Below are 20,499 nucleotides of genomic sequence, written 5' to 3'. Positions count from 1 at the left end.
GCCATGCCTTTTCCGGTCGACCCTGGGCGTATTGCCGCCGCCGAACACGCGCTGGATTTCGTATTCCCCGCCGCGTGGCGATGCGCGCTGGAGCGCCTGAACGGCGGGGAGTTTGAACTGGGCGGCGAAGATTGGCAGGTCTACCCGGTGTGGGACGATTCAGATCGCAAACGGGCTGGCCGGACGGCGAACGACGTTAGGTACGAGACCGGGGAAGCCCGCAAATGGCATGGTTTCCCGCCCAACGCCGTCGCCTTGGCTGGCAATGGTCATGGCGACCTGTTGGTCGCCGTACCGGGTTCGGCGTCAGTTTGCCGGTGGGACCACGAAGAAGAACTGATCGAGGACTTGGGCGATCTTGACCCCTTGGCGCTCATGGACGACGCAGAATGACTGAAACCAAACTCATCCAGGGCCGCACCGGCGCCTGGGAAATCGTCATGGGGCTGGAGATCCACGCCCAGGTGGCGTCGAAGGCCAAGCTGTTCTCCGGCGCCGCCGTTGGCTTCGGCGCGGGGCCGAACGAGCAGGTGTCGCTGGTCGACGCCGGCTTCCCCGGCATGCTGCCGGTGCTGAACAAATTCTGCGTCGAACAGGCCGTCCGCACCGGCCTCGGCCTCAACGCGCAAATCAACAAACGCAGCCAGTTCGACCGCAAGAACTATTTCTACCCCGACCTGCCGACCGGCTATCAGATCAGCCAGCTCTACCACCCGATCGTCGGCGAGGGCGTCGTCGAGGTCGAGGCCGAGGACGGCTCCTTCTTCAACGTCGGCATCGAGCGCCTGCATCTGGAGCAGGACGCCGGCAAGCTGATCCACGACCTGTCGCCTACCGAATCCTACGTCGACCTCAACCGCGCGGGCACGGCCCTGATGGAGATCGTCTCCCGGCCGGACATCCGCTCGCCGGAAGAGGCGGTGGCCTACGTCAAGAAGATCAGGACCATCCTGATCTATCTCGGCACCTGCGACGGCGACATGGAGAAGGGCAACCTGCGCGCCGACGTCAACGTCTCGGTCTGCCGCGAGGGCCAGTACGAGAAGTTCAAGGCGACCGGCGATTTCAGCCACCTCGGCACGCGCTGCGAGATCAAGAACGTCAACTCGTTCCGCTTCATCAGCCAGGCCATCAACTACGAAGCCCGGCGCCAGATCGAAATCCTCGAGGACGGGGGCAAGATCGACCAGGAGACCCGGCTGTACGATCCGACCGCCGGCGAAACCCGCTCGATGCGCTCCAAGGAAGAGGCGATGGACTATCGCTACTTCCCCGATCCCGACCTGCTGCCCCTCGAATTGGAACAGGCGTGGATCGACGAGATCAAGGCGTCTCTGCCGGAACTGCCCGACGAGAAGCGCCGCCGCCTGATGAGTCAGTACGGCCTGTCGCAATACGACGCCGTGGTGCTGATCTCCGAGCAGGCCAAGGCCGACTATTTCGAAGCCGCCGCCAAGGGCAGGGACGCCAAGCTGGTCGCCAACTGGGTGACGAATGAGCTGTCGGCCCGCCTGACCGCGGACGGCAAGGACTTCTCCGAATGCCCGCTGCCGGCCGCTCATGTGGCCCAGCTGGTCGAGCTGATCGAGACCGGCGTCATCTCCTCGAAGATCGCCAAGGAGGTCTTCGACTACGTCTGGAACGGCGAGGGCGGCCCGGCCGAGGTCGTCGAGAAGCACGGCCTCAAACAGGTCACCGACACCGGCGCCATCGAGAAGGCCGTGGACGAGATCATCGCCGCCAATCCCGACAAGGCGGCGGCGGTGGCCGAAAAGCCCCAGGCCATCGGCTGGTTCGTCGGCCAGGTCATGAAGGCCACCGGCGGCAAGGCCAACCCGGCGGCGGTGAACGACATCCTGAAGGCGAAGCTGGGGCTTTAGATATCGTCTCCTCCCTGTTCGCGTAGCGAATGGGGAGGGGGACCGCGAAGCGGTGGAGGGGCGCCGACCGGAGCACCGGCGCACCTGAACGCCCCTCCGTCACGGCGCGTATTCGCGCCGCGCCACCTCCCCATCGCTTCGCGACAGGGAGGAGACGACGCGCGCTACCTCAATCCAGCAGCGACAGGATCACCCCGGTCGCGATCGCGGCCACCACCACGTCGCCGGTGTCCGTCCGGTAGTAGCCGTAGCCGCGCGGCGGGGGAGCCCAGCCGTAGCGGCGGTAGTCGCGGACGTACCAGCTGCGGCGATAGTCGTAGGGAATCACGGCGCCGCGATACCATCGGCGGTGGCCCCAGGCGTTGCCGTAGGGCGGCCCATAGCGGCGGCTGTCGCGCCACTGGTCGCGCTGGCCGCGTCGCCAGTCGCGATAGCGTTCGCGGTCGGTATAGCGGCGGCCGTCCCAGCGATTCTGGTCGGCGCGGCGCTCCCAGCGCTCATAACGTCCGTCCCGGTCGCGGTCGCCGCGGCGCCAGTCCTGAGCCGAGGCGGCCATCGGCGCGGCCAGGGTGGCCAGCGACAGGGCGCCGATCATCAGGGGCTTCAGCATCTGAACGTCTCCTTCGTCTGGAGCCGCGGGTCGTCTTTCATCGGAGCCCGCGACGTGAGACCCGACAAGACCGGAATTCTGCTCGCGCCGCCCTGAACCGACGCTGAACGGGTCGTTAAGGAGCGTCTTCGGAGCGCCGGCCGAACAACTCCCCGCTCTCGTCCGCTCCTTCCACCACCGCCCGCGCCAGCGCCCGCGTCACAGGCCGGTGCATCGCATCCAGCCGCTCCGCCATCGCTTCGGCAGCCGCCGCCGACCGGTCGATCCGCCGCAGCAGGTAAGGGATCACGTCCCTGGCCGGGCGAATGCCCCGTTCGGCGAAGCGCGCCTCCAGCATGGCGGCCAGCACCACGTCGTCGGGCGCCTCGACCGGAACGGTCCGGATCGCGTCCAGCCGCGAGCGCAGGTCGGGCAGGGCGGCCGTCCACCCTGACGGCGGTTCGCACGAAATCAGCAGCAGGGCCCCGCCGGGCGCCTGGGCCAGGTTGATCAGGTGGAACAGGGTCTCGTCGTCGACCCCCATGGCGTCGTCGAGCAGGACGGGCCGGCCCTCCAGCTCCAGTGGGTCGATCAGCGCCGCCTCGGCTCCATGCAGCGCCACGGCGCCGACCCGCTCGGCCCAGATCTGCCCCAGCCGGCTCTTGCCGCAGCCTTCCGGCCCGCAGATCGCCATCACCCCGCCGATCAGGTTCGGCCAATCGGCCAGCGCCGCATGGGCCAAGCGGTTGCAATCCGAGACCACGAACCCTTCGGCCCCCTCGGGCAGGTCGCGCTGCAGCGGCAGGCGCATCTGGTCGGGAGGCGAGGGGCGGGCGGTCATTGCGTCCACCATAGCAGACCCGCGTCCGGGTTCCGCTCCCCGCGGTGGACAAGCCGCCGGGCCTGTGGACGCCGGAACACGACGTTCCCGGGCTGCCAAACCCTGCCATCCCGTACCCCTGAACCCTGTCATCCCGTACCCCTGGTCCGCGCCGGGCGAAGGTCGGTCCAACCGATCGCTTGTATCAGGCGTGTCCCGCCTTGAGGTCCCGCTCGCCGGAAAGTCCATGGAAAGCAATGGACGACCGCCCCGCCGCCGCGCCTGCGACCGAAACTGACGCATCCGTCGGCCACACTTCCTGAAATCGGGTCGCGGCGGTCTTTGACAACTTCATATGAGCGGATTGCATTTTTCGGGCGCCACCCTGCCATCTCGACCATCCCGGCCCGGTGAACCTTGACTTTCGGGGGGGATAATGCGCCCTTCCGGCCTCCCGATTTGAGGCCTCCCCGGCCCGTATTCCAAGACGAACCGACCATGCACGCCTACCGCTCCCACACCTGCGGCGCCCTCCGTTTGGCCGACGCGGGCTCCAATGTCCGCCTGTCCGGCTGGGTGCACCGCAAGCGCGACCACGGCGGCCTGCTGTTCGTGGACCTGCGCGACCACTACGGCCTGACCCAGCTGGTGCTGCACCCGGAGACGCCCGGTTTCGAGGCGGTCGAGCGCATCCGCGCCGAAAGCGTCATCCGCATCGACGGCGAGGTCGTCGCCCGCGAAGCCTCGGTGGTGAACCCGAACCTGCCGACCGGCGAGATCGAGATACGGGTCCTGTCGGTCGAGGTGCTGTCCGAGGCCGCCGAACTGCCGCTGCCGGTCTTCGGCGAGCCGGAATACCCCGAGGACATTCGCCTCAAGCACCGCTACCTCGACCTGCGCCGCGAGACCCTGCACCGGAACATCGTGCTGCGCTCGAAGGTCATCTCCTCGATCCGCCAGCGCATGGTCGGGCAGGGGTTCCTCGAGTACCAGACCCCGATCCTGACTGCGTCGTCGCCGGAAGGCGCGCGCGACTTCCTGGTCCCGTCTCGCCTGCATCCGGGCAAGTTCTACGCCCTGCCGCAGGCCCCGCAACAGTTCAAGCAGCTGCTGATGGTCTCGGGCTTCGACCGCTATTTCCAGATCGCTCCCTGCTTCCGCGACGAGGACCTGCGCGCCGACCGCTCGCTGGAGTTCTACCAGCTCGACGTCGAGATGAGCTTCGTCACGCAAGAGGATGTTTTCGCTGCCATCGAGCCCGTCATGCACGGCGTGTTCGAGGAGTTCGCCGATGGCAAGAAGGTCGACCCCTATCCCTTCGTGCGCATCCCCTATCGGGACAGCATGGCGAAGTACGGCACCGACAAGCCGGACCTGCGCAATCCGATAGAGATGCAGGACGTCTCGGTGCATTTCCGCGACGGCGGCTTCGGACTGTTCAGCAAGATCCTCGCGGCCGACACGAAGAACGCGGTGTGGGGCATCCCCGCGCCCAAGGGCGGCAGCCGCGCCTTCTGCGATCGCATGAACTCCTGGGCCCAGGGCGAGGGCCAGCCGGGCCTCGGCTACATCTTCTGGTCCGAGGACCAGGGCGCCTGGGGTGGTCCGATCGCCAAAAACCTCGGCGCCGAGGCGACCGACGGCCTGATGAAGGCGCTGGGCATGGGGCAGGGCGACGCCGCCTTCTTCGCCGCCGGCGACCCGGGCGTGTTCCACAAGTTCGCCGCCAACGCCCGCATCAAGCTGGGCCAGGACCTCAACCTGATTTCCGACGACGAATTCCGCTTCTGCTGGATCGTCGACTTCCCGATGTTCGAATGGTCGGAGGAAGAGAAGAAGGTCGACTTCTCGCACAACCCCTTCTCGATGCCGCAGGGCGAGCTGGAGGCGCTGGAGACCAAGGACCCGCTCGATATCCTCGCCTACCAGTACGACATCGTCTGCAATGGCTATGAGCTGTGCTCGGGCGCGATCCGGAACCATAAGGCCGAGATCATGCTCAAGGCCTTCGAGATCGCCGGCTACGACGCTTCGGTGGTCGAGGACCAGTTCGGCGGCATGCTCAACGCCTTCCGCTACGGCGCGCCCCCGCACGGCGGCTTGGCCCCCGGCATCGACCGCATCGTCATGCTGCTGGCCGGCGAAACCGCCATCCGCGAGGTCATCGCCTTCCCGCTGAATCAGCAGGGCCAGGATCTGCTGATGAGCGCGCCGTCGGATGCGGCCGAGCGCCAGTACAAGGAACTGCACATCCGTCCGGCCCTGCCGCTGAAGGGCTGAACGAAAAAGGCCCCGCCGGAGCGGGGCCTGGATTTCTAGTCGCTGCTGGCGACCACGAGGTTGCGGCGGCGGGGCGGAGTCGGCGGGGCGGGCGGCCGGGGCGGCGTGATCCGCAGGCTCGAGACCCGGCACGCCCGGGCGCTCAGATTGCGGGGCAGGCGGGTGCCGGCGTCGCCACAGGCCCGCCCGACCTGCTCCTGGGTCAGCCCGTGCGTGCGCGAGAGGTCCGTGCCGCGGATGTCGGCCCGATTCATCTCGGCGTCCTCGAAGTCCGCGCCGACGAAGGAGCCGCCGGTCAGCCGCGCCCCGTTCAGCGTCGCGCCCGAGAAGTCAGCCCCGCGGAAGTCGCCGTTGGACAGGTTCGACATGCTGATGTCGGACCCTGAAAAGTCCGTGCCGCGCGCGCTGACATTGGCCAGGGTCACCGCCACCATCTCGGCGCCGCTGACATCGGATCCGCTCAGGATTGCGCCGTTCAGGTTGACGCTGACCAGCTGCGCGCCCGACAGGTCGGCGTTGGCGAACCGGGTGCGAACCATCGTCGCCCCCGAAGCATCGACGCCGGACAGGCTGGCGCGGCTGAAGTCCGAGTCGGTGAAATTCGCGCCCACCAGCGTCGCGCCGTCCAGGTCGGCGCGGCTGAAGTCGCTGCCGGAGAAGTTGGAGCCCATCAGTTCGGCCCCGCGCAGGTCGGACCCGACCAGGGTGGCGTTGGTGAAGGTCGCGCCATGGAAGGCGGCTCCGGTCAGGTCCCGGCCGGACAGTTCGCATCGGTTGCAGGAGCCGCCCAGCGAGACCATCCGCGCCACGTCGCGATCCTGGAGCCCGTACTGCAGCCGAATCTCGGCCGCGGCCGGCGTGGCCATCAGGGCGGCCATGGCGGCGCCCGCGGCCAGACTGGCGGTTGTGAGGCGGCGGATCAGGGGCGAAGCGATCTGGGTCACGTTGCTGTTCTGCCTTCAAACCCCGGCAAACCCTACTTAAATCGCGGTAAGGTGCAGGGCGGCGTCGGGACCGGATCAGCAGTGTGGGATGGTCAGGCCGGCCGGCAGCTGGGTGGCCTCGTCGCCGCACGCCTGATTGAGGCGGCTCTGGCTCAAGCCCGTGGCCCGCTCGAGCGAAGCGCCCGCGAAATTCGTCCCGCTGAGGGTCGCGCCGCTGAAATTCGCGCCGTCCAGATAGGCCCCGACGAAGCTGGCGTTGGTCAGGTTCGCGCCGGCGAAACTGGAGCCGGAGAAGACGCCGCCATAGGCGTCCACGTCGCGCAGGTCGGCGTTGGAGAAGCGCGTGCGGTTCATGACGGCGAGGCTCAGGTTGGCCTGCCTCAGTCGCGCCCCGTTCAGGTTCAATCCCCGGGCCTGGAGGCCCGATAAATCGCCCTGGAACAGGTTGCAGCCGGCGCAGCTGGCGCCGCCGCGCACCCGGGCGATCTGACCCGCGTTCTGGGCCACGGCGGGTAGGGCCGCTGTGGCGGTGGCGAGAATGACGACGGCGGTCAGGATCGGCTTCATGGGCGGGCTCCGTGTCTCGCACCCTGCGGTGCAAGTCCCACGCCACACTGGCGGATAATCGTTGATTATCCCTGCATGGACGGGGCGGCGCCGCAGGTGTCGCAGATCCAGCCCGCGCCACGATGCTGGAGCGAGAAGTCGCCGCATTCCGGGCAGGCGGTGGCTTCGCTGGCCGAGGTCGCGGCCAGTTGGGGCTCCCGCTTCTGTCCGAACGGCAGCACGACCAGATTGTCCGGCGCCGCGCCCCGCGCAAAGCCCTTGGAGATGAACCGCGCCGCCGGCACCGCCTCGGGCGGGCCGTCATCGCCTGCGCCGCCGCCGAGACCGTCCGCGTTCAGCCCCTCGGGATCGGCGTTGGCGAGTTCGTGACGGTCCAGATAGGACACGCCCAGCTCGCGGAAGATGTAGTCGAGGATCGAGGTCGCCGACTTGATGGAATCGTTGCCGGTGACCCGTCCCGCCGGCTCGAACCGGGTGAAGACGAAGGCGTCCACGAACTCGTCCAGCGGCACGCCGTACTGCAGGCCGATCGAGATCGCGATGGCGAAATTGTTCATCAAGGACCGGAAGGCGGCGCCTTCCTTGTGCATGTCGATGAAGATCTCGCCGAGCTCGCCGTCGTCGTACTCGCCGGTGTGGATGTAGACCTTGTGGCCGCCCACCGCGGCCTTCTGGATGTAGCCCTTGCGGCGGTCCGGGAGCTTGCGGCGCGTGCGGTCGCGCTCGACGACCTTTTCGACCACCCGTTCCACGGCCCGGGTCTCAGGCTCCCGCCGGCGCTCGCGGGGCGCCTCGGCTTCCGGCAAGTCCAGCAACGGGCCGGAAGGGGCGGGGCCGCGCCGCAGACGTATGGCGCGGCGTCCTGCGCGGGCCGCGTCGCCGAGAAGGCGGACAGCCTGGGCGGGGGTGGCGCGCCAGTCGAGCGGCGTCGCCGCCGTGTCCGGCGCGGCGCTGGCGGCCTCAAGCATGCCGCGGAGCCGGACCTCGAGGGCGGCGGGGTCCGCCAGCACCGGCCGGAGAATCTCCGGCGCGTCGGCCCAGGTGGACAGGTCGCCGTGCCCGAAGGCCCAGGCCTGGGCCTCCGCCACGGCGTCCGGCGTGAAGCCGAGGCGGATCAGGAGCTCGCCGTCGCCGCCATCCTCGACGCCCAGCACGTCCCGGACAAAGCCCGCGTCCAGGACCGGGGCGCGGAAAGCGTCTTCCAGCCGCTGCACCTGGGCCAGCGCGGTCTCGATCGCTTCCAGCTCCAGGTCGGTGAGGCCGCGGGCGCGAAGGGCCATGTGGTCGACGCCGGGCGCCCCGGCCAGCGTCCTTCGCCCCAGCAGATGGCGCTCGGCGGATTCGATCTCGCCGCCCGCCGCCATGATCGCCTGCGCCAGCGAGGGCCGCAGGCGCCGCGCCATCTCGCCGTCGCGGGTTTCGAACACCTCCGCCGCGGCCAGGGGCGTCAGGCCCAGCCGCAGGCTCGCCTCCGCGTCATCGACGAACAGTCCCGACGACGCCCCATGCTCCGCCGCCAGTTCCGCCAGATCGGCGGCCAGGGCCTCGGCCTCTTCGAAATCGCCGCACAGCGCCAGGTCGGCGAGGCCTCCCAGGCCGAGGGAGAACGGAACATCCGCGTAGGCCTGCGACCACAGCCCCACCATGGCGGAGAACGCCGCGCCGAACTGCTCGCCCGCGAGCGCATGCAGCATGGGCAGGGACAGCAACACGGCGGGTGCGGCCGAGATCTCCGTCAGGGCCTCGGCGGCCTCGGCCTCGAAGGTCACGATCAGATCCCCGTCCATCGCCGCCCCGGCGGCCTGAACCGCGACAGGCGCCCCGGCGGCGATCAGGTCACGGTCCGCCAGAGCCACCATCGGCGGGAGGATCGGTGCGGCGAGGGGGCTAACCTCGAACGGCTCGCCGGCGATGGCGCGGAGGATGTCGGCGTCGGTCGCGCCGGTCCGGCGCGCCGCCAGGGCCGCGCGCGCCAGGGCCGGATTGCGTGAGGGGTCGGCGCAGTCTCCCGGCGGCCCTTCGCAGCGGCTGACTGCGTCGGCGACGGCGTGGAGCGAGGCGGCGACAGCCTCGACGGCGTTCGCGGCGAGCCTGGCGGCGCGGCGAACGGCCATTTCGTCGCTCAGCCGCTTGCCCGCGGCGGGATCGGACAGATCCAGACGGCCCGGCGCGGTGGCGACAGGCGCGGCGGGTGTTGCGAGGCCCAGCAGCAGCGTCGCCCTGACTTCGTCCGCCGCCGCGCCTTCTAGTCCCAGCTGCCCGGCGAAGCGGCCGGCGGCCTCGGCCAACGGGTCGTCCCCGCCCAGATCGAAGCCCTCCGCCTCGGCCCAGTCCAGCCATGCCTCGACCTGGGCGTCGGGCCAGTTTTCCGGAGCGCGGACCGTGGTGAGCCGGTCCGCGCGTTCGATCTCGCGCCGGGAACGACGGGCAAGGGCGGCAAGCAGGGCGAAGCGGAACGGCGGGCGCATGCGACGGTCTCGACGAGGCTGGAGCCGATGCTAGCCCTCCTTGCGGCTTTCGCAATAAATCTGGCGTCTCGAGGTGAGGTTACCCCCAAGATGTTGAGTTGCGATGACGCCGCGCCACGCTGGACGGGTCGCCCGGAGCTTTCTATGATCGCGTCGACGTCGCCAGCCTCCCTGCGCGACCTGAATGAGTGGATTTCCGACGTGCTAGGCAAGATCTTCGGCTGGACCAGCGGCGCGACCCTCGGCACGCTGTTCACGATCGCCAAGCGCGGCGAGCCGGTCGGCACCGACGAGTTCGGAAACCGGTATTATCAGTCGCGCGACACCACCAGCTATGACGGCCGCCGCCGCCGTTGGGTGGTCTACAACGGCTACGCCGACGCCTCGAAGGTGCCGCCCGACTGGCACGGCTGGCTGCACTACACCTACGACGAACCGCCCACCGAGCATCCGCTGCCGCGACGGTCGTGGGAGAAGGATCACCTGCCGAACCTGACCGGCACCCCCATGGCCTGGCGGCCGCAGGGGTCGCTCGCCGCCGAGGGCCGGCGTCCCGCCGCCACCGGCGACTACGAAGCGTGGCGGCCGGAATGACCCGCAAGGGGGCGATCGTGGCCGGCTTCACCGCCGTGGCGCTGCTCGCGTCGGGCGCGGTGGTCGCCTCGGCGCTGAATGACCTGCCGCAGGACGCCCAGCCGGTGCAGAACCCGACCGCCGAGCTGAACCGCCAGCCGACACCGCCGGCGCCGCCTGCGCAACCCGTGCCGCAGGAGCCGGCTCCCGAGGCGGAGCCCGCGCCGGCCCGGCCCGTCGCCATAACGCCGCCGGCTCCGGTGATCGTCATCGCAGAAGAGCCGTCGAACGAAGAGGATGAGGTCGAGGACGCGGAGGAGGAGACGGAGGAGCGCGTCGAGGTCCCGACCGAACCGGCGGCCCCTCCCGGACGCCGTCAGCGGCGACGCGTCGCCATTGTCGAGGCCGTGGACAAGATCACCGCCGAAACGATGCGGTTCGAGGTCGAGGTCGGCGGTCGCCCGGTTCGCTTCCAGAAGACCCTGATCTTCACAGCCCGGGCCTGCGAGGTCTCCGCGTCAGATGAACTGGTCGAGGACTCGATCGCCTATCTGGAGGTCAGCCTTCAGCCGCGGGGGGTCCTGCAGGCATCGGAGCCCCGCCAGATATTCCGCGGCTGGATGTTCGCTTCAGCGCCCGCCGTCAGCGGGCTGCAGCACCCGATCTATGACGCCTGGGTGGTCGGCTGCAGGGCGTAGAACACGGCCTCCGGGCCGGTCATCGGCTCGAACAGCGACCGTGTGTCGGGGCGGACCTCCCGTGCCGTCGTCAATAGCTCAAGGTAGGTGGCCTGCGGCGTCTCCACGGCCCCGAACTGGGTGAGGTGCGCGGTCAGGAACTGCGCGTCCAGCAGCCGCCATCCGCCGCGCTTGAGCCGCGCCACCAGATGCACCAGGGCCACCTTCGAGGCGTCGCGCTCGCGGCTGAACATGCTCTCGCCGAAGAACGCCCCGCCGAGGGTGACGCCGTAGAGGCCTCCGACGAGGCGCTCACCAGTCCAGCACTCGACTGAATGGGCGTGGCCCCGAGCGTTCAACTCGGCGTAGAGGCGCCGTATCGGCCCGTTGATCCAACTGTCTTCCCGCCCCGGAGCGGGCGCGGCGCAGGCGTCCAGCACGGCGGCGAAGGCGGTGTCGACCCGGACCTCGAACGCCTCGCTCCGAACGGTCCGCCTGAGCCGGCTGGGTATCTGGAACCCGTCCAGCGGAATGATCCCCCGCTGTTCCGGCTCGACGAGGAAGATGCGGGGGTCGTCCCGCGCCTCGCCCATGGGGAAGACGCCGGTTGCGTAGCAATTCAGGAGTTGATCGGGACCGAAGCCGCCGAAAGGACCGCTGGCGCTGAAGCCGGGCTCATCCACCAGGTCAGGCGTCGCCCTTCTGGCGCTTGGCCCAGTGTTCCAGCCAGTGGATGTCGTAGTCGCCGGACAGGATGTCGGGCTCCTGCAGCAGCTTCTGGAACAGGGGGATGGTGGTGTCGATGCCGCCGACGACCATCTCGCCCAGCGAACGCTTCAGGCGCGCGATGCACTCCTCGCGGTCGCGACCGTGGACGATCAGCTTGCCGATCAGGCTGTCGTAATAGGGTGGGATCGAATAGCCGGCGTAGATGGCGCTATCCAGCCGCACGCCCAGGCCGCCGGGGGCGTGGAAGTCGGTGATCGTGCCGGGCGAGGGGGTGAAGGTCTCGGCGTTCTCGGCGTTGATGCGACACTCGATGGCGTGGCCCTCGAAATGCACATCCTCCTGCTTGAACGACAGCGGCAGGCCGGCGGCGATGCGGATCTGCTCGCGCACCAGATCGACGCCGGTGATCATTTCCGTAACCGGATGCTCGACTTGCAGCCGGGTGTTCATCTCGATGAAGAAGAACTCGCCGTCCTCCCAGAGGAATTCGATAGTGCCGACGCCGAGGTAGCCGATCTTGCCGATGGCCTCGTTGACGGTGCGGCCGATCTGGGCGCGCTCGACGGCCGACAGGGCGGGCGAGGGGGCCTCTTCCATCACCTTCTGGTGGCGGCGCTGCAATGAACAGTCGCGTTCCCCGAGATGGACGACGTTGCCGTGGCTGTCGGCGATGACCTGAAGCTCGATGTGGCGGGGCTTCTGGAGGTAACGCTCCATGTAGACGGCGCCGTTGCCGAAGGCGGCCTGCGCTTCCGATTGCGCCGTTTGCACGGCCTCGACCAGGTCGTCCGCGGTCAGCGCGACCTTCATGCCGCGCCCGCCGCCGCCGGCCGCCGCCTTGACGATCAGCGGGAAGCCGATGGTCTTGGACGCCTTGACCGCCGCCTCGACCGTCTCGACCTCGCCGGCCGAGCCGGGCACGCAGGGGATGCCGGCTTCGAGCACCGTCTGCTTGGCGGTGATCTTGTCGCCCATGATGCGGATGTGCTCGGGCTTGGGCCCGATGAAGGTCATGCCATGGGCTTCGACGATCTCGGCGAAGCGCGCGTTTTCGGAGAGGAAGCCGTAGCCGGGATGGATCGCCTGGGCGCCGGTGATCTCGGCCGCCGCGATAATCGAGGGGATGTTCAGATACGACTTGGCCGCGGGGGCCGGACCAATGCAGACGCTCTCGTCGGCCAGCCGGACCCACATGGCGCCGCGGTCGGCTTCCGAGTGCACGGCGACGGTGGAGATGCCCATCTCCTTGCACGCGCGGTGAATCCGCAGGGCGATTTCGCCGCGGTTGGCGATCAGGACCTTGGTGAACATGGGCTTACGCCTCGAGCAGGACGAGGGGCTCGCCGAACTCGACCGGCTGGGCGTCACCGACGAGGACTTCCTTGACGACGCCGTCGCGCGGGGCCTGGATCGGGTTCATCGTCTTCATGGCCTCGACGATCAGCAGGGTCTGGCCCTTCTTGACCTTGTCGCCCGGCGCGATGAAGGGCGGCGCCTCGGGCGAAGCCTGCAGGTAGGCGGTGCCGACCATCGGCGACTTCACCTCTTCACCCGAGCGGGCGACGATGGTGGCCGGATCGGAGGGCATCGCGGCCTGAGGCGCGGCCGGGGCGGCTGCCATGGGCGCGGGCGCGGCGGCCGGGGCGTATTGCACCGGCGCGGCCATGGTCACCTCGCGGGCGACGCGGATCTTCAGATCGCCGCGCTCGACCTCGATCTCGGTCAGGTCGGTGTCGTTCAGGATGTCGGCGAGCGACCGCACCAGGGCGGTGTCGATCTCGTCGTTCTTGAGCTTGGGCGCGGACGTCTTGGGATCGGCCATGGGAGCCTCTTGTTACCTTCTAAACCGAACGGCCGGCGGCGGCGCGGTGTTCCTGCGCCAGCCGGAGAGCGGCCTTGACCGCCAGTTCGTAGCTGAACGGGCCGAAGCCCGAAACCACACCGGCCGCGACCGGCGAAACATAGGAGCGGTGGCGGAAGCGCTCGCGCGCCGCCGGATTGGACAGGTGGCATTCGACGATCGGAACGCTCAGGGTCTTCAGGGCGTCCAGCAGGGCCACGGAGGTGTGCCCATAGCCGGCCGGGTTGATGACCAGGGCCGAGGCCTTCTCGCGCGCCTCGTGGACCCAGTCGATCAGTTCGCCTTCGTGGTTGGTCTGGCGGAAGACCACGGCGGCTCCGTCGGCGGCCCGTTCGCACAGGGCCCGCACGTCCTCGAGGGTCTCGCGCCCATAGATGTCCGGCTCGCGCACCCCAAGCAGGTTGAGGTTCGGACCGTTCAGGACGTAGAGGACGGGGGTGTCGGGCATTCGCTCGAGGTTATGACATCCGGCCGCGCGGATTCGGAGCGGCCTTTTAGCTGAGGCGTGGCGGTAATCAAACCACCCGCCGGAGAGATTGACGTAGCGTCATGCGTATTCAGGTCAATGGAGAACCGCGGGAGGTCGTGGCGGCGACGGTTCTGGCGCTGGTGGAGGAACTCGGGCTGGACGTCCGGAAGGTGGCGGTCGAGCGAAATCTGGAGATCGTGCCGAGGTCGCTGCACGGCGCCACGCCGGTGGCCGACGGGGACCGGTTCGAGGTGGTCCAGTTCGTGGGCGGCGGCTGAACCTTTCCTAGCCCGGTTCCTCCAGGTCACGCAGGTCGCGGCCGCGGGTTTCGCGGCCGAGGAGGGCGATGAGGCTGAGCGCCAGCACGGCGAGGGCGCCGACCACGGCGGCGGCGGCGGCCAACGGCGGCGCGGCGGCCAGCACGCTCAAGCCTTGCGCCAGCAGGCCGCCGAGCTTGCTGCAGCCGGCGATCCAACCCGTAGCGCGGCCGCGGATGCGGAGCGGATAGTTCTCCGCCGTATAGGGCAGGATGATCGCGATCACGCCGCTGGAGCCGACGATCAACAGGGCGAGGGGCCCGACCGGATTGGCGAGGAACTCCACGCCCATGCCGCGCAGCAGCAGGCCGAACAGGCCCGTAGCCGTGATCCCCAGCATCAGGGCCAGCGCGCCGCGGGTGCTCCAGGCGCTGTAGAGCCAGACCGACAGCAGGATGGTAGGGGCCGCGATCAGGGTGGATTTGGCGATTAGGGCCGAGGCGGCCTCGACGCTGCGTCCCTCGGCCACAAGGGCGCTTGGCAGCCAGAGCAGGATGCCGAAATTGACCAAGCCCCAGGCCAGGGCGGCGAGGGTCAGCGCGATGGTGATGGCCATGTGACGGCGGTCGACCGGCGGCAGGTGGGAGTGGCTTTCGCGGACCGGCTCGGCGACCGCAGTGCGGACGCGGGTTCCGAAGCGGGCCAGCATGGCGCGGGCCTCTTCGCCACGCCCGACATGCTGGAGGAAGCGAGCCGATTCCGGCAGCAGCGGACTGAGGGCGATCAGGATAAGGCCGGTGGGCAGGTTGAGGAACCACATGACCCGCCAGCTCCAGAACGGCTGCAGCCAGGCGGACAGGGCGCTGGCGGCGAAATAGCCGCCGATGGCGCCGATGCCGCCCACCAGCACCAGCGCCCAGCCGCGGTGTCGGGTCGGCATGATCTCGGCCAGCAGGGCGTAAGCGACGGGCAACAGGCCGCCAGCCGCCGCGCCCATCAGGAAGCACATGCCGACGTTCCACCAGAAATCCGGCATGGCCCCGCAGATCGAGGTGCCGACGAACATCACCGAGGACAGGAGGATCGAGGCGCGGCGGCCGTAGATGTCGGCCAGCCAACCCCAGACGAAGGAGCCGACGACGGTGCCGGCGAGGGCGGCGAAGGGCAGGATAGCGACCATGGCCGTCGTCAGCCCGTATTCCTCGAGCATGCCCGGGGTGACGAAGCCGAGGCTGGCCGGCTTCATGATGTCGACGATCAGGGCGACGGAGAGCAGGGCGCACATGCCCCAGTGGGCGGCCGTCAGGGGGGCGTCCTCGGGCGGGGCCAGCACCTCGAGCGGCGTGTCGTCGCCCTTGTGCGCCGGGAGCAGGCCGAAGGCGGTGAGGGCGATGCCGACGAGGATCAGGGCCATCCCCCACCACATGCCCGCGTCCATCGGCATGCCGACGAGCCGGAAGCCCATGTGGCGGCCCATCCAGTACATGGGCAGATGCAGGGCCACGCCGGCGGTCACGATCAGGCAGCCGAGCCAGAAGGCCCAGGCGTGGCGGCGGTCGCCGAAAACTCTGGCGATGGTCAAGACAGGTCCCCCGTTCCGGCGCGTCCGGCAATCCCGACCTAGCGTCGGGCCGCCGGTCCGTCGAGAGCGTTCACTCGGGGGGCAGCGCCCGGCAGGTCGGGGCCTCCTCGTTGGGCAGGCCATAGCCGCCGAAACGCATGTCGTCCGGATCGGCCGGAGCATAGCCGGGCAGGTCGCCGTCGCCGACCTCCTGCCTGAGGGCGGCGAGCCGGTCCTTGAGGCGGGCCTCCTCGGCGGTGTGTTCGGGCTTGCCGGCGAGGTTGGTCTGCTCGTTGGGGTCGGACTGCAGATCGTACAGCTCCCACTCGTCCGGCAGCTCCCAGTGGATCAGCTTCCAGCGACGGTCGCGCACGCCGCGATGCGGGCGAACGCAGTGGGCGGCCGGGAATTCGAAATACTGGTAGAGAAAGTCCTGGCGCCAATCGGCGGGCGCCGCACCGGCGACGACGTTCTTCCAGCTGCGGCCGTGCATGTGCGGATCGCGTTCGAGGCCCGCGTAGTCGAGGAAGGTCGGGGCGACGTCGACGTTGAGGACCATCTGCTCGCTGTTGACTTGGCCCGGGGCGATCGAGGCGGGGTGGCGCACCAGCATCGGAACCTTGATCGATTGTTCGTACATCAGCCGCTTGTCGAACATGCCGTGGTCGCCGAGGAACATGCCGTTGTCGGTGGTGTAGACGATGACGGTGTTCTCGCTCAGGCCTTCGCGGTCGAGCATGTCCAGCATCTTGCCGACGTTCTCGTCCACCCCCAGCAGGACCCGATAATAGTCCTTGATGAAGTACTGGTAGTTCAGGCGCGCCCGCTCCTCCTGGGGCATGTCGGCCCGCACGCCGCGGTTGCGATAATCGGGCATGTCCGCGATCAGCAGGTCGGCCGCCCGGATGGCCCGGGGCCGGCTGGCGATGTCCTCCATGAAGGTCGGCGGCGGCGGGATGTCGATGTCGGCGAAGGCTGATTTGAAGCGTTCGGCCGGTTCCCAGCCGCGGTGCGGGGCCTTGAACTGGAACAGCAGGGCGAAGGGCGAGTCCTTCGGCCGGTCGCGCACGAAGCCCATCGCCAGTTCGCCGATGACGTCATCGGTATGACCCTGGCCGCGGGTGCGAACGCCCTGCACGTCGAGCGGCGGGTTGAAGTACTGGCCTTGGCCCGGGAGCACGGCGGAGTAGTCGTAGCCCTGCGGAGGCGTGTTGACGTGCCACTTGCCGACGACGCCGGTGTGATAGCCGGCCTTGCGCAGCATGATCGGCCAGGTGGCCTCGTGGTTCAGCAGCGGCTCGTTGTTGAAGTTCGACTCCGCCCCGTTGGTGACCATCCCATGGGCGTGGGAGTAGAGGCCGGTCAGATAGGTGGCGCGGCTTGGCAGGCACAGGGAATTGGTGACGAAGGCGTTCTCGAAGCGGACGCCCCCGGCCCCGATGCGGTCGAGGTTCGGAGTCTTGAGGATCTGGTTGCCATAGGCCGACATCGCCGACTGGGCGTGGTCGTCGGTCATGATGAAGATGATGTTCGGGCGGTCGCCACGCGGCCGGGCGCGCGTGGTGGTGGCGCAGCCGGCGGCGGTCAGGGCGGCCAGGCCGGTCATGCCCTGAAGCACGTGGCGTCGGTGTGTGAACAGGCTCAAGCGTTCCTCCCTGGCGGTCTCGACGCCGCGTTTGAGGGCAGGATTGCAGGACCTGTAACCGATTACAACTGCGGGCCCCGCCGCAATCAGCCTGCGCCGGGGCGAAGTGCGGCTCCGATCTCCAGGTTCTCCCGATCGCGTCCGACCGATGCGGCGGCCACCAGCCGCCCCGCCTTGAGATATCGCACTGTGGCGTCGTGGCCCTCCAGCGAACCGTCGAGGCGGGCTTCGTCCCAATCCGTCGCATGGCCGACGTAGCGGATGGTCACGTCGTAGTGCTGGCTCCAGAAGAAGGGCGGGTCGGTCAGTTCGCTCTCTTCGCCGAGCATGGCGAGAGCGGCCACCTGTCCTTGGCGCTCTGCCGCGACCCAGTGCTCGATCCGCACCAGGGCTCCGTCCGCGCCGGGGTAGCGGGCGATGTCTCCGGCGGCGAAGATTCCCGGGACGCTGGTCCGCAGGGCGCGGTCGACCACAACACCCCTGTCGATCGTCAGGTCCGCCGCCTCGGCCAGCGCCGTCCGCGGGCGCACGCCGACGCCCAGCACAACAAGATCGGCCTCGATCGGCGGCCCGCCCGACGCGGTCAATCGCGCGCCGTCCCAAGTCTCGACGGATCGGCCGAGGTGAAAGCGGACGCCTCTCGCCTCGTGCAGGCCTTGGATAAAGCGGCCGATGTCCGGGCCCATGACCCGTTCCAGCGGCAGGGTGTCGGGGGCCACGACGTCAACCTCCAGCCCCCGTTCGCGCAGGGAGGCGGCGACCTCCAGGCCGATGAAGCTGGCCCCGACCACCGCCACGGTTCGGACTCCCTCGACGGCGGCGATGATCGCCCGGGCGTCGGCCAGCGAGCGCAGCAGGTGGACCTCTGGCCGGTCGAATCCCGGGCCGGCCAGCCGGATCGGTTCGGCCCCGGTGGCCAGCAACAGGGCGTCCCAGGCGAATCGTTCGCCGGCGGTCGAGACCACGGCGCGGCCAGAGACGTCGATCCGCGCCGCCTCGACGCCGAGCCTGAGGTCGATGGCGTGGTCGGCGTAGAAGGCGTCGGGCTTCAGAGGGATCCAGTCCTCGGGCGCGGTTCCGGCCAGATAGTCCTTGGACAGGTTGGGCCGGTCGCAGGGCGGAGCAGCGTCGGCGCTGAGCAGGGTCAGGGCGCCGGCGTAGCCGCGCCGGCGCAGCATCTCGGCGGCGGAGAACCCGGCCGCGCCACCGCCGACGATGACGATGCGGGCGGGGTGGGCCGAGGCGTCGGCGGCCCGGGCCGGGGCGGGCGCCATGCGGGCGTGGACGAAGACCTGGTCGCCAACGGTCTCCACGGCCCAGCGGTCGAGGGCGTCGAAGGCGGGCGCGGCGAGGGCCTCGCCGCTGCGCAGGTCGAAACAGGCGTGGTGCCAGGGGCAGCGGACCGTGTCGCCGACCACGAGGCCCTCGCCCAACGGCCCGCCGTAGTGGGTGCAGGCGCCGGAGACCGCGAACAGGCCGTCGGCGCGGCGCATCAGCAGCACCGGCTCGCCGCCGACATGGCCGGAGAGGGCGCCGGTCGCGGGGACGTCGGCCAGCGGCAGGCCCAGCGAGAAGTCGGGGCCCGAGAGTTGGGCCTGTGTCGCGCCCATGGCGTGGTGCTCCGGTTACCGGGCGAGGGCCGCCCTGTCCCTTGGATGAAGCAAGCGCCCGGATGTTCCCGGCTGCAAGTCCGGGAACCCTGGCGGGGGCGGCTGCATCGAACGGTTGACACAGCCGCCATGAGGAACCGCCCGATGCTCGCACTCAGCCCGACCGCCGCCGAGGTACAGGAGGCTTCCGCCGAACCGACCTGCCTGCCCTACAGGCGGCCGACCCGGGCCGAGGCCGAGGCGGCGGTGCGGACCCTGATCGGCTGGGCCGGGGACGATCCGCGCCGGGAGGGACTTCAGGCCACGCCGGCCCGGGTGGTGCGCGCCTATGAGGAATGGTTCGCCGGTTATGGCCAGGATCCGGCGGAGATGCTCGAGCGGACCTTCGGGGAGGTGGCGGGCTACGACGAAATGGTGCTGTTGCGCGACATCCCGGTCGAGTCGGTGTGCGAGCATCACATGGCCGCGATCCGGGGCGTGGCCCATGTCGCCTACCTGCCGCGCGAGCGGGTGGTTGGCATCTCCAAGCTGGCCCGGCTGGTCGACGTCTATGCCCGGCGGCTGCAGATCCAGGAGCGGCTGACCGCCGAGATCGCCGACGAACTTGAGCGGACGCTCAGGCCGCGGGGCGTAGCGGTGATCGTCGAGGCGACCCATGAGTGCATGTCGTCGCGCGGGGTGCGCAAGCACGGCGCCTCGCTGGTGACCCGGCGCTTCACCGGGGTGTTCGAGACCGGCGAGGGGCGGCGCGAGGTGCTGGCGGCGCTGGCGGGCTGACCGGGAACCTTGCGCGAGGCGGCGCATCCAACCCATAGACAAGACCGGAGCACGTCATGCGGAAGCTGAGACAAGCCGATCACGAGGGGCTGGGCGAGGCGGAACTGGTGCGTCTGGCCCAGGCCGGCGACGGCGAGGCCTTCCGCGTCATCATGCAGCGGGGGAACCAGCGGCTTTTCCGGGTGGCGCGCGGCGTCGTCCGCGACGACGGCGAGGCCGAGGACGTGCTGCAGGAGGCCTATGCCCGGGCCTTCGCGGCCATCGGCGGTTTCCGCGGAGAGGCTGGGTTGATGACCTGGCTGACCCGCATCGTCCTTAACGAGGCCCGCGGGCGGCTGCGGCGGCGGCGGCCGATGGTCCAGCTGGACCAGATCGAGGCCGCGCAGATGGATGGGGCGCAGGTCATTCCGTTCCCGAACGCCTTCGGCAGCGCCAGTCCCGAGGCCGACGCCGCGCGGGCCCAGATCCGGGGCCTGATCGAGCACGCCGTCGACGACCTGCCGGAGGCCTTCCGGATCGTCTTCATCATGCGCGACATCGACGAGTGCAGCATCGAGGAGACGGCGGCCAATCTCGACCTGAAGCCGGAGACGGTGAAGACCCGGCTGCACCGGGCCCGGCGGCTGCTGCGCGAGGCGCTGGACGCCCGGCTGGCCACCACCATGGTGGAAGCCTTCCCGTTCCTCGGGGCCCGGTGCAGCCGGATCACCGAGGCGGTGCTGGCGCGGCTGGCGGCCGAGGGGCGGCTGGTCGAGGCTCCAGGAACCTCTGCCGCGGTGTGACATCCAATCG

The 20,499-nt window shown here is 69.5% G+C and carries 20 protein-coding genes; 8 read left to right on the top strand and 12 right to left on the bottom strand.

Annotated features, from left to right (window positions below):
- Positions 1–3 precede the first annotated feature (3 nt).
- Together ACSQ1L_RS03160 and gatB are read left to right on the top strand one after the other, a co-directional pair.
- Positions 4–393 (top strand): SMI1/KNR4 family protein, encoded by a 390-nt coding sequence (locus tag ACSQ1L_RS03160; RefSeq protein ID WP_435991849.1) that lies wholly within the window; start codon positions 4–6, stop codon positions 391–393.
- Positions 390–1,880: an Asp-tRNA(Asn)/Glu-tRNA(Gln) amidotransferase subunit GatB gene (gene gatB, locus ACSQ1L_RS03155; RefSeq protein WP_435991847.1), complete on the top strand. Its 1,491-nt coding sequence runs from the start codon at positions 390–392 to the stop codon at positions 1,878–1,880. Before ACSQ1L_RS03160 ends, gatB begins: the two co-directional genes overlap by 4 nt.
- A 169-nt stretch (positions 1,881–2,049) precedes the next feature.
- Here gatB and ACSQ1L_RS03150 read toward each other — a convergent pair whose 3' ends face one another.
- Positions 2,050–2,490, bottom strand: coding sequence for an RcnB family protein (locus tag ACSQ1L_RS03150; protein ID WP_435991845.1), 441 nt, complete (start codon positions 2,488–2,490; stop codon positions 2,050–2,052).
- A 115-nt stretch (positions 2,491–2,605) separates the two neighbouring features.
- A complete protein-coding gene (locus ACSQ1L_RS03145; protein WP_435991843.1) occupies positions 2,606–3,310 on the bottom strand; it encodes a chromosomal replication initiator DnaA in 705 nt (234 codons plus the stop codon).
- Positions 3,311–3,787: 477 nt separating this feature from the next.
- On the opposite strand from ACSQ1L_RS03145, the gene aspS reads away from it, so the two are divergent.
- Positions 3,788–5,569: an aspartate--tRNA ligase gene (gene aspS, locus ACSQ1L_RS03140; RefSeq protein ID WP_435991841.1), complete on the top strand. Its 1,782-nt coding sequence runs from the start codon at positions 3,788–3,790 to the stop codon at positions 5,567–5,569.
- Positions 5,570–5,604: 35 nt separating this feature from the next.
- Here aspS and ACSQ1L_RS03135 read toward each other — a convergent pair whose 3' ends face one another.
- From ACSQ1L_RS03135 to ACSQ1L_RS03125, 3 genes are all read right to left on the bottom strand, one after another.
- On the bottom strand, positions 5,605–6,513 hold the full coding sequence (locus tag ACSQ1L_RS03135; RefSeq protein WP_435991839.1) for a pentapeptide repeat-containing protein: 909 nt from the start codon (positions 6,511–6,513) through the stop codon (positions 5,605–5,607).
- Between the two features lie 75 nt (positions 6,514–6,588).
- Positions 6,589–7,080: a pentapeptide repeat-containing protein gene (locus ACSQ1L_RS03130; RefSeq protein ID WP_435991837.1), complete on the bottom strand. Its 492-nt coding sequence runs from the start codon at positions 7,078–7,080 to the stop codon at positions 6,589–6,591.
- 65 nt (positions 7,081–7,145) lie between these two features.
- Entirely contained in the window at positions 7,146–9,548 is a 2,403-nt protein-coding gene (locus ACSQ1L_RS03125) for a TSCPD domain-containing protein (RefSeq protein WP_435991835.1), read from the bottom strand.
- A 201-nt stretch (positions 9,549–9,749) separates the two neighbouring features.
- On the opposite strand from ACSQ1L_RS03125, the gene ACSQ1L_RS03120 reads away from it, so the two are divergent.
- Both ACSQ1L_RS03120 and ACSQ1L_RS03115 read left to right on the top strand, forming a co-directional pair.
- Positions 9,750–10,142, top strand: coding sequence for an NADH:ubiquinone oxidoreductase subunit NDUFA12 (locus ACSQ1L_RS03120; RefSeq protein WP_435992505.1), 393 nt, complete (start codon positions 9,750–9,752; stop codon positions 10,140–10,142).
- Positions 10,139–10,819: a DUF2155 domain-containing protein gene (locus tag ACSQ1L_RS03115; RefSeq protein ID WP_435991833.1), complete on the top strand. Its 681-nt coding sequence runs from the start codon at positions 10,139–10,141 to the stop codon at positions 10,817–10,819. Before ACSQ1L_RS03120 ends, ACSQ1L_RS03115 begins: the two co-directional genes overlap by 4 nt.
- On the opposite strand, the gene aat is transcribed toward ACSQ1L_RS03115, so the two are convergent.
- From aat to aroQ, 4 genes are all read right to left on the bottom strand, one after another.
- Complete coding sequence (gene aat / locus ACSQ1L_RS03110; protein ID WP_435992503.1) at positions 10,786–11,391, bottom strand: leucyl/phenylalanyl-tRNA--protein transferase; 606 nt, start codon at positions 11,389–11,391, stop codon at positions 10,786–10,788. The two genes, ACSQ1L_RS03115 and aat, sit on opposite strands and share 34 nt — an antisense overlap.
- Before the next feature lie 94 nt (positions 11,392–11,485).
- Positions 11,486–12,838, bottom strand: coding sequence for an acetyl-CoA carboxylase biotin carboxylase subunit (gene accC, locus ACSQ1L_RS03105; RefSeq protein WP_435991831.1), 1,353 nt, complete (start codon positions 12,836–12,838; stop codon positions 11,486–11,488).
- 4 nt (positions 12,839–12,842) lie between these two features.
- Entirely contained in the window at positions 12,843–13,349 is a 507-nt protein-coding gene (gene accB, locus ACSQ1L_RS03100; RefSeq protein ID WP_435991829.1) for an acetyl-CoA carboxylase biotin carboxyl carrier protein, read from the bottom strand.
- A 19-nt stretch (positions 13,350–13,368) separates the two neighbouring features.
- Positions 13,369–13,836, bottom strand: a complete 468-nt coding sequence (aroQ, locus tag ACSQ1L_RS03095; protein ID WP_435991828.1) for a type II 3-dehydroquinate dehydratase — start codon at positions 13,834–13,836, stop codon at positions 13,369–13,371.
- A gap of 101 nt (positions 13,837–13,937) precedes the next feature.
- Here aroQ and thiS point away from each other — a divergent pair, with 101 nt between their 5' ends.
- Positions 13,938–14,135, top strand: coding sequence for a sulfur carrier protein ThiS (gene thiS / locus ACSQ1L_RS03090; RefSeq protein WP_435991826.1), 198 nt, complete (start codon positions 13,938–13,940; stop codon positions 14,133–14,135).
- A gap of 7 nt (positions 14,136–14,142) precedes the next feature.
- Here thiS and ACSQ1L_RS03085 read toward each other — a convergent pair whose 3' ends face one another.
- The 3 genes from ACSQ1L_RS03085 to ACSQ1L_RS03075 all read right to left on the bottom strand — a co-directional run bounded on the left by ACSQ1L_RS03085 (position 14,143) and on the right by ACSQ1L_RS03075 (position 18,930).
- A complete protein-coding gene (locus ACSQ1L_RS03085) occupies positions 14,143–15,696 on the bottom strand; it encodes an MFS transporter (RefSeq protein WP_435991825.1) in 1,554 nt (517 codons plus the stop codon).
- 70 nt (positions 15,697–15,766) lie between these two features.
- Positions 15,767–17,320: a sulfatase family protein gene (locus ACSQ1L_RS03080; protein ID WP_435991823.1), complete on the bottom strand. Its 1,554-nt coding sequence runs from the start codon at positions 17,318–17,320 to the stop codon at positions 15,767–15,769.
- A gap of 86 nt (positions 17,321–17,406) precedes the next feature.
- Positions 17,407–18,930: an FAD-dependent oxidoreductase gene (locus ACSQ1L_RS03075; RefSeq protein ID WP_435991821.1), complete on the bottom strand. Its 1,524-nt coding sequence runs from the start codon at positions 18,928–18,930 to the stop codon at positions 17,407–17,409.
- A 144-nt stretch (positions 18,931–19,074) separates the two neighbouring features.
- Here ACSQ1L_RS03075 and folE point away from each other — a divergent pair, with 144 nt between their 5' ends.
- Together folE and ACSQ1L_RS03065 are read left to right on the top strand one after the other, a co-directional pair.
- The gene (gene folE / locus ACSQ1L_RS03070) at positions 19,075–19,707 is read left to right on the top strand and encodes a GTP cyclohydrolase I FolE (protein WP_435991819.1); all 633 of its coding nucleotides are present in this window, start codon (positions 19,075–19,077) and stop codon (positions 19,705–19,707) included.
- Between the two features lie 56 nt (positions 19,708–19,763).
- Entirely contained in the window at positions 19,764–20,489 is a 726-nt protein-coding gene (locus tag ACSQ1L_RS03065; protein WP_435991817.1) for an RNA polymerase sigma factor, read from the top strand.
- Positions 20,490–20,499: the final 10 nt, after the last annotated feature.

Source organism: Brevundimonas sp. LjRoot202, from assembly GCF_964253355.1.
Lineage (GTDB): Bacteria > Pseudomonadota > Alphaproteobacteria > Caulobacterales > Caulobacteraceae > Brevundimonas.
This window is presented reverse-complemented; position numbering and strand designations above follow the sequence as displayed.

Bases quoted from the DNA above. Each gene is read 5' to 3' on its own strand.
- ACSQ1L_RS03160 (WP_435991849.1), top strand. From the start codon at position 4: ATGCCTTTTCCGGTCGACCCTGGGCGTATTGCCGCCGCCGAACACGCG.
- gatB (WP_435991847.1), top strand. From the start codon at position 390: ATGACTGAAACCAAACTCATCCAGGGCCGCACCGGCGCCTGGGAAATC.
- ACSQ1L_RS03150 (WP_435991845.1), bottom strand. From the start codon at position 2,490: ATGCTGAAGCCCCTGATGATCGGCGCCCTGTCGCTGGCCACCCTGGCC.
- ACSQ1L_RS03145 (WP_435991843.1), bottom strand. From the start codon at position 3,310: ATGACCGCCCGCCCCTCGCCTCCCGACCAGATGCGCCTGCCGCTGCAG.
- aspS (WP_435991841.1), top strand. From the start codon at position 3,788: ATGCACGCCTACCGCTCCCACACCTGCGGCGCCCTCCGTTTGGCCGAC.
- ACSQ1L_RS03130 (WP_435991837.1), bottom strand. From the start codon at position 7,080: ATGAAGCCGATCCTGACCGCCGTCGTCATTCTCGCCACCGCCACAGCG.
- ACSQ1L_RS03125 (WP_435991835.1), bottom strand. From the start codon at position 9,548: ATGCGCCCGCCGTTCCGCTTCGCCCTGCTTGCCGCCCTTGCCCGTCGT.
- ACSQ1L_RS03115 (WP_435991833.1), top strand. From the start codon at position 10,139: ATGACCCGCAAGGGGGCGATCGTGGCCGGCTTCACCGCCGTGGCGCTG.
- aat (WP_435992503.1), bottom strand. From the start codon at position 11,391: ATGGGCGAGGCGCGGGACGACCCCCGCATCTTCCTCGTCGAGCCGGAA.
- accC (WP_435991831.1), bottom strand. From the start codon at position 12,838: ATGTTCACCAAGGTCCTGATCGCCAACCGCGGCGAAATCGCCCTGCGG.
- accB (WP_435991829.1), bottom strand. From the start codon at position 13,349: ATGGCCGATCCCAAGACGTCCGCGCCCAAGCTCAAGAACGACGAGATC.
- aroQ (WP_435991828.1), bottom strand. From the start codon at position 13,836: ATGCCCGACACCCCCGTCCTCTACGTCCTGAACGGTCCGAACCTCAAC.
- thiS (WP_435991826.1), top strand. From the start codon at position 13,938: ATGCGTATTCAGGTCAATGGAGAACCGCGGGAGGTCGTGGCGGCGACG.
- ACSQ1L_RS03075 (WP_435991821.1), bottom strand. From the start codon at position 18,930: ATGGGCGCGACACAGGCCCAACTCTCGGGCCCCGACTTCTCGCTGGGC.
- folE (WP_435991819.1), top strand. From the start codon at position 19,075: ATGCTCGCACTCAGCCCGACCGCCGCCGAGGTACAGGAGGCTTCCGCC.
- ACSQ1L_RS03065 (WP_435991817.1), top strand. From the start codon at position 19,764: ATGCGGAAGCTGAGACAAGCCGATCACGAGGGGCTGGGCGAGGCGGAA.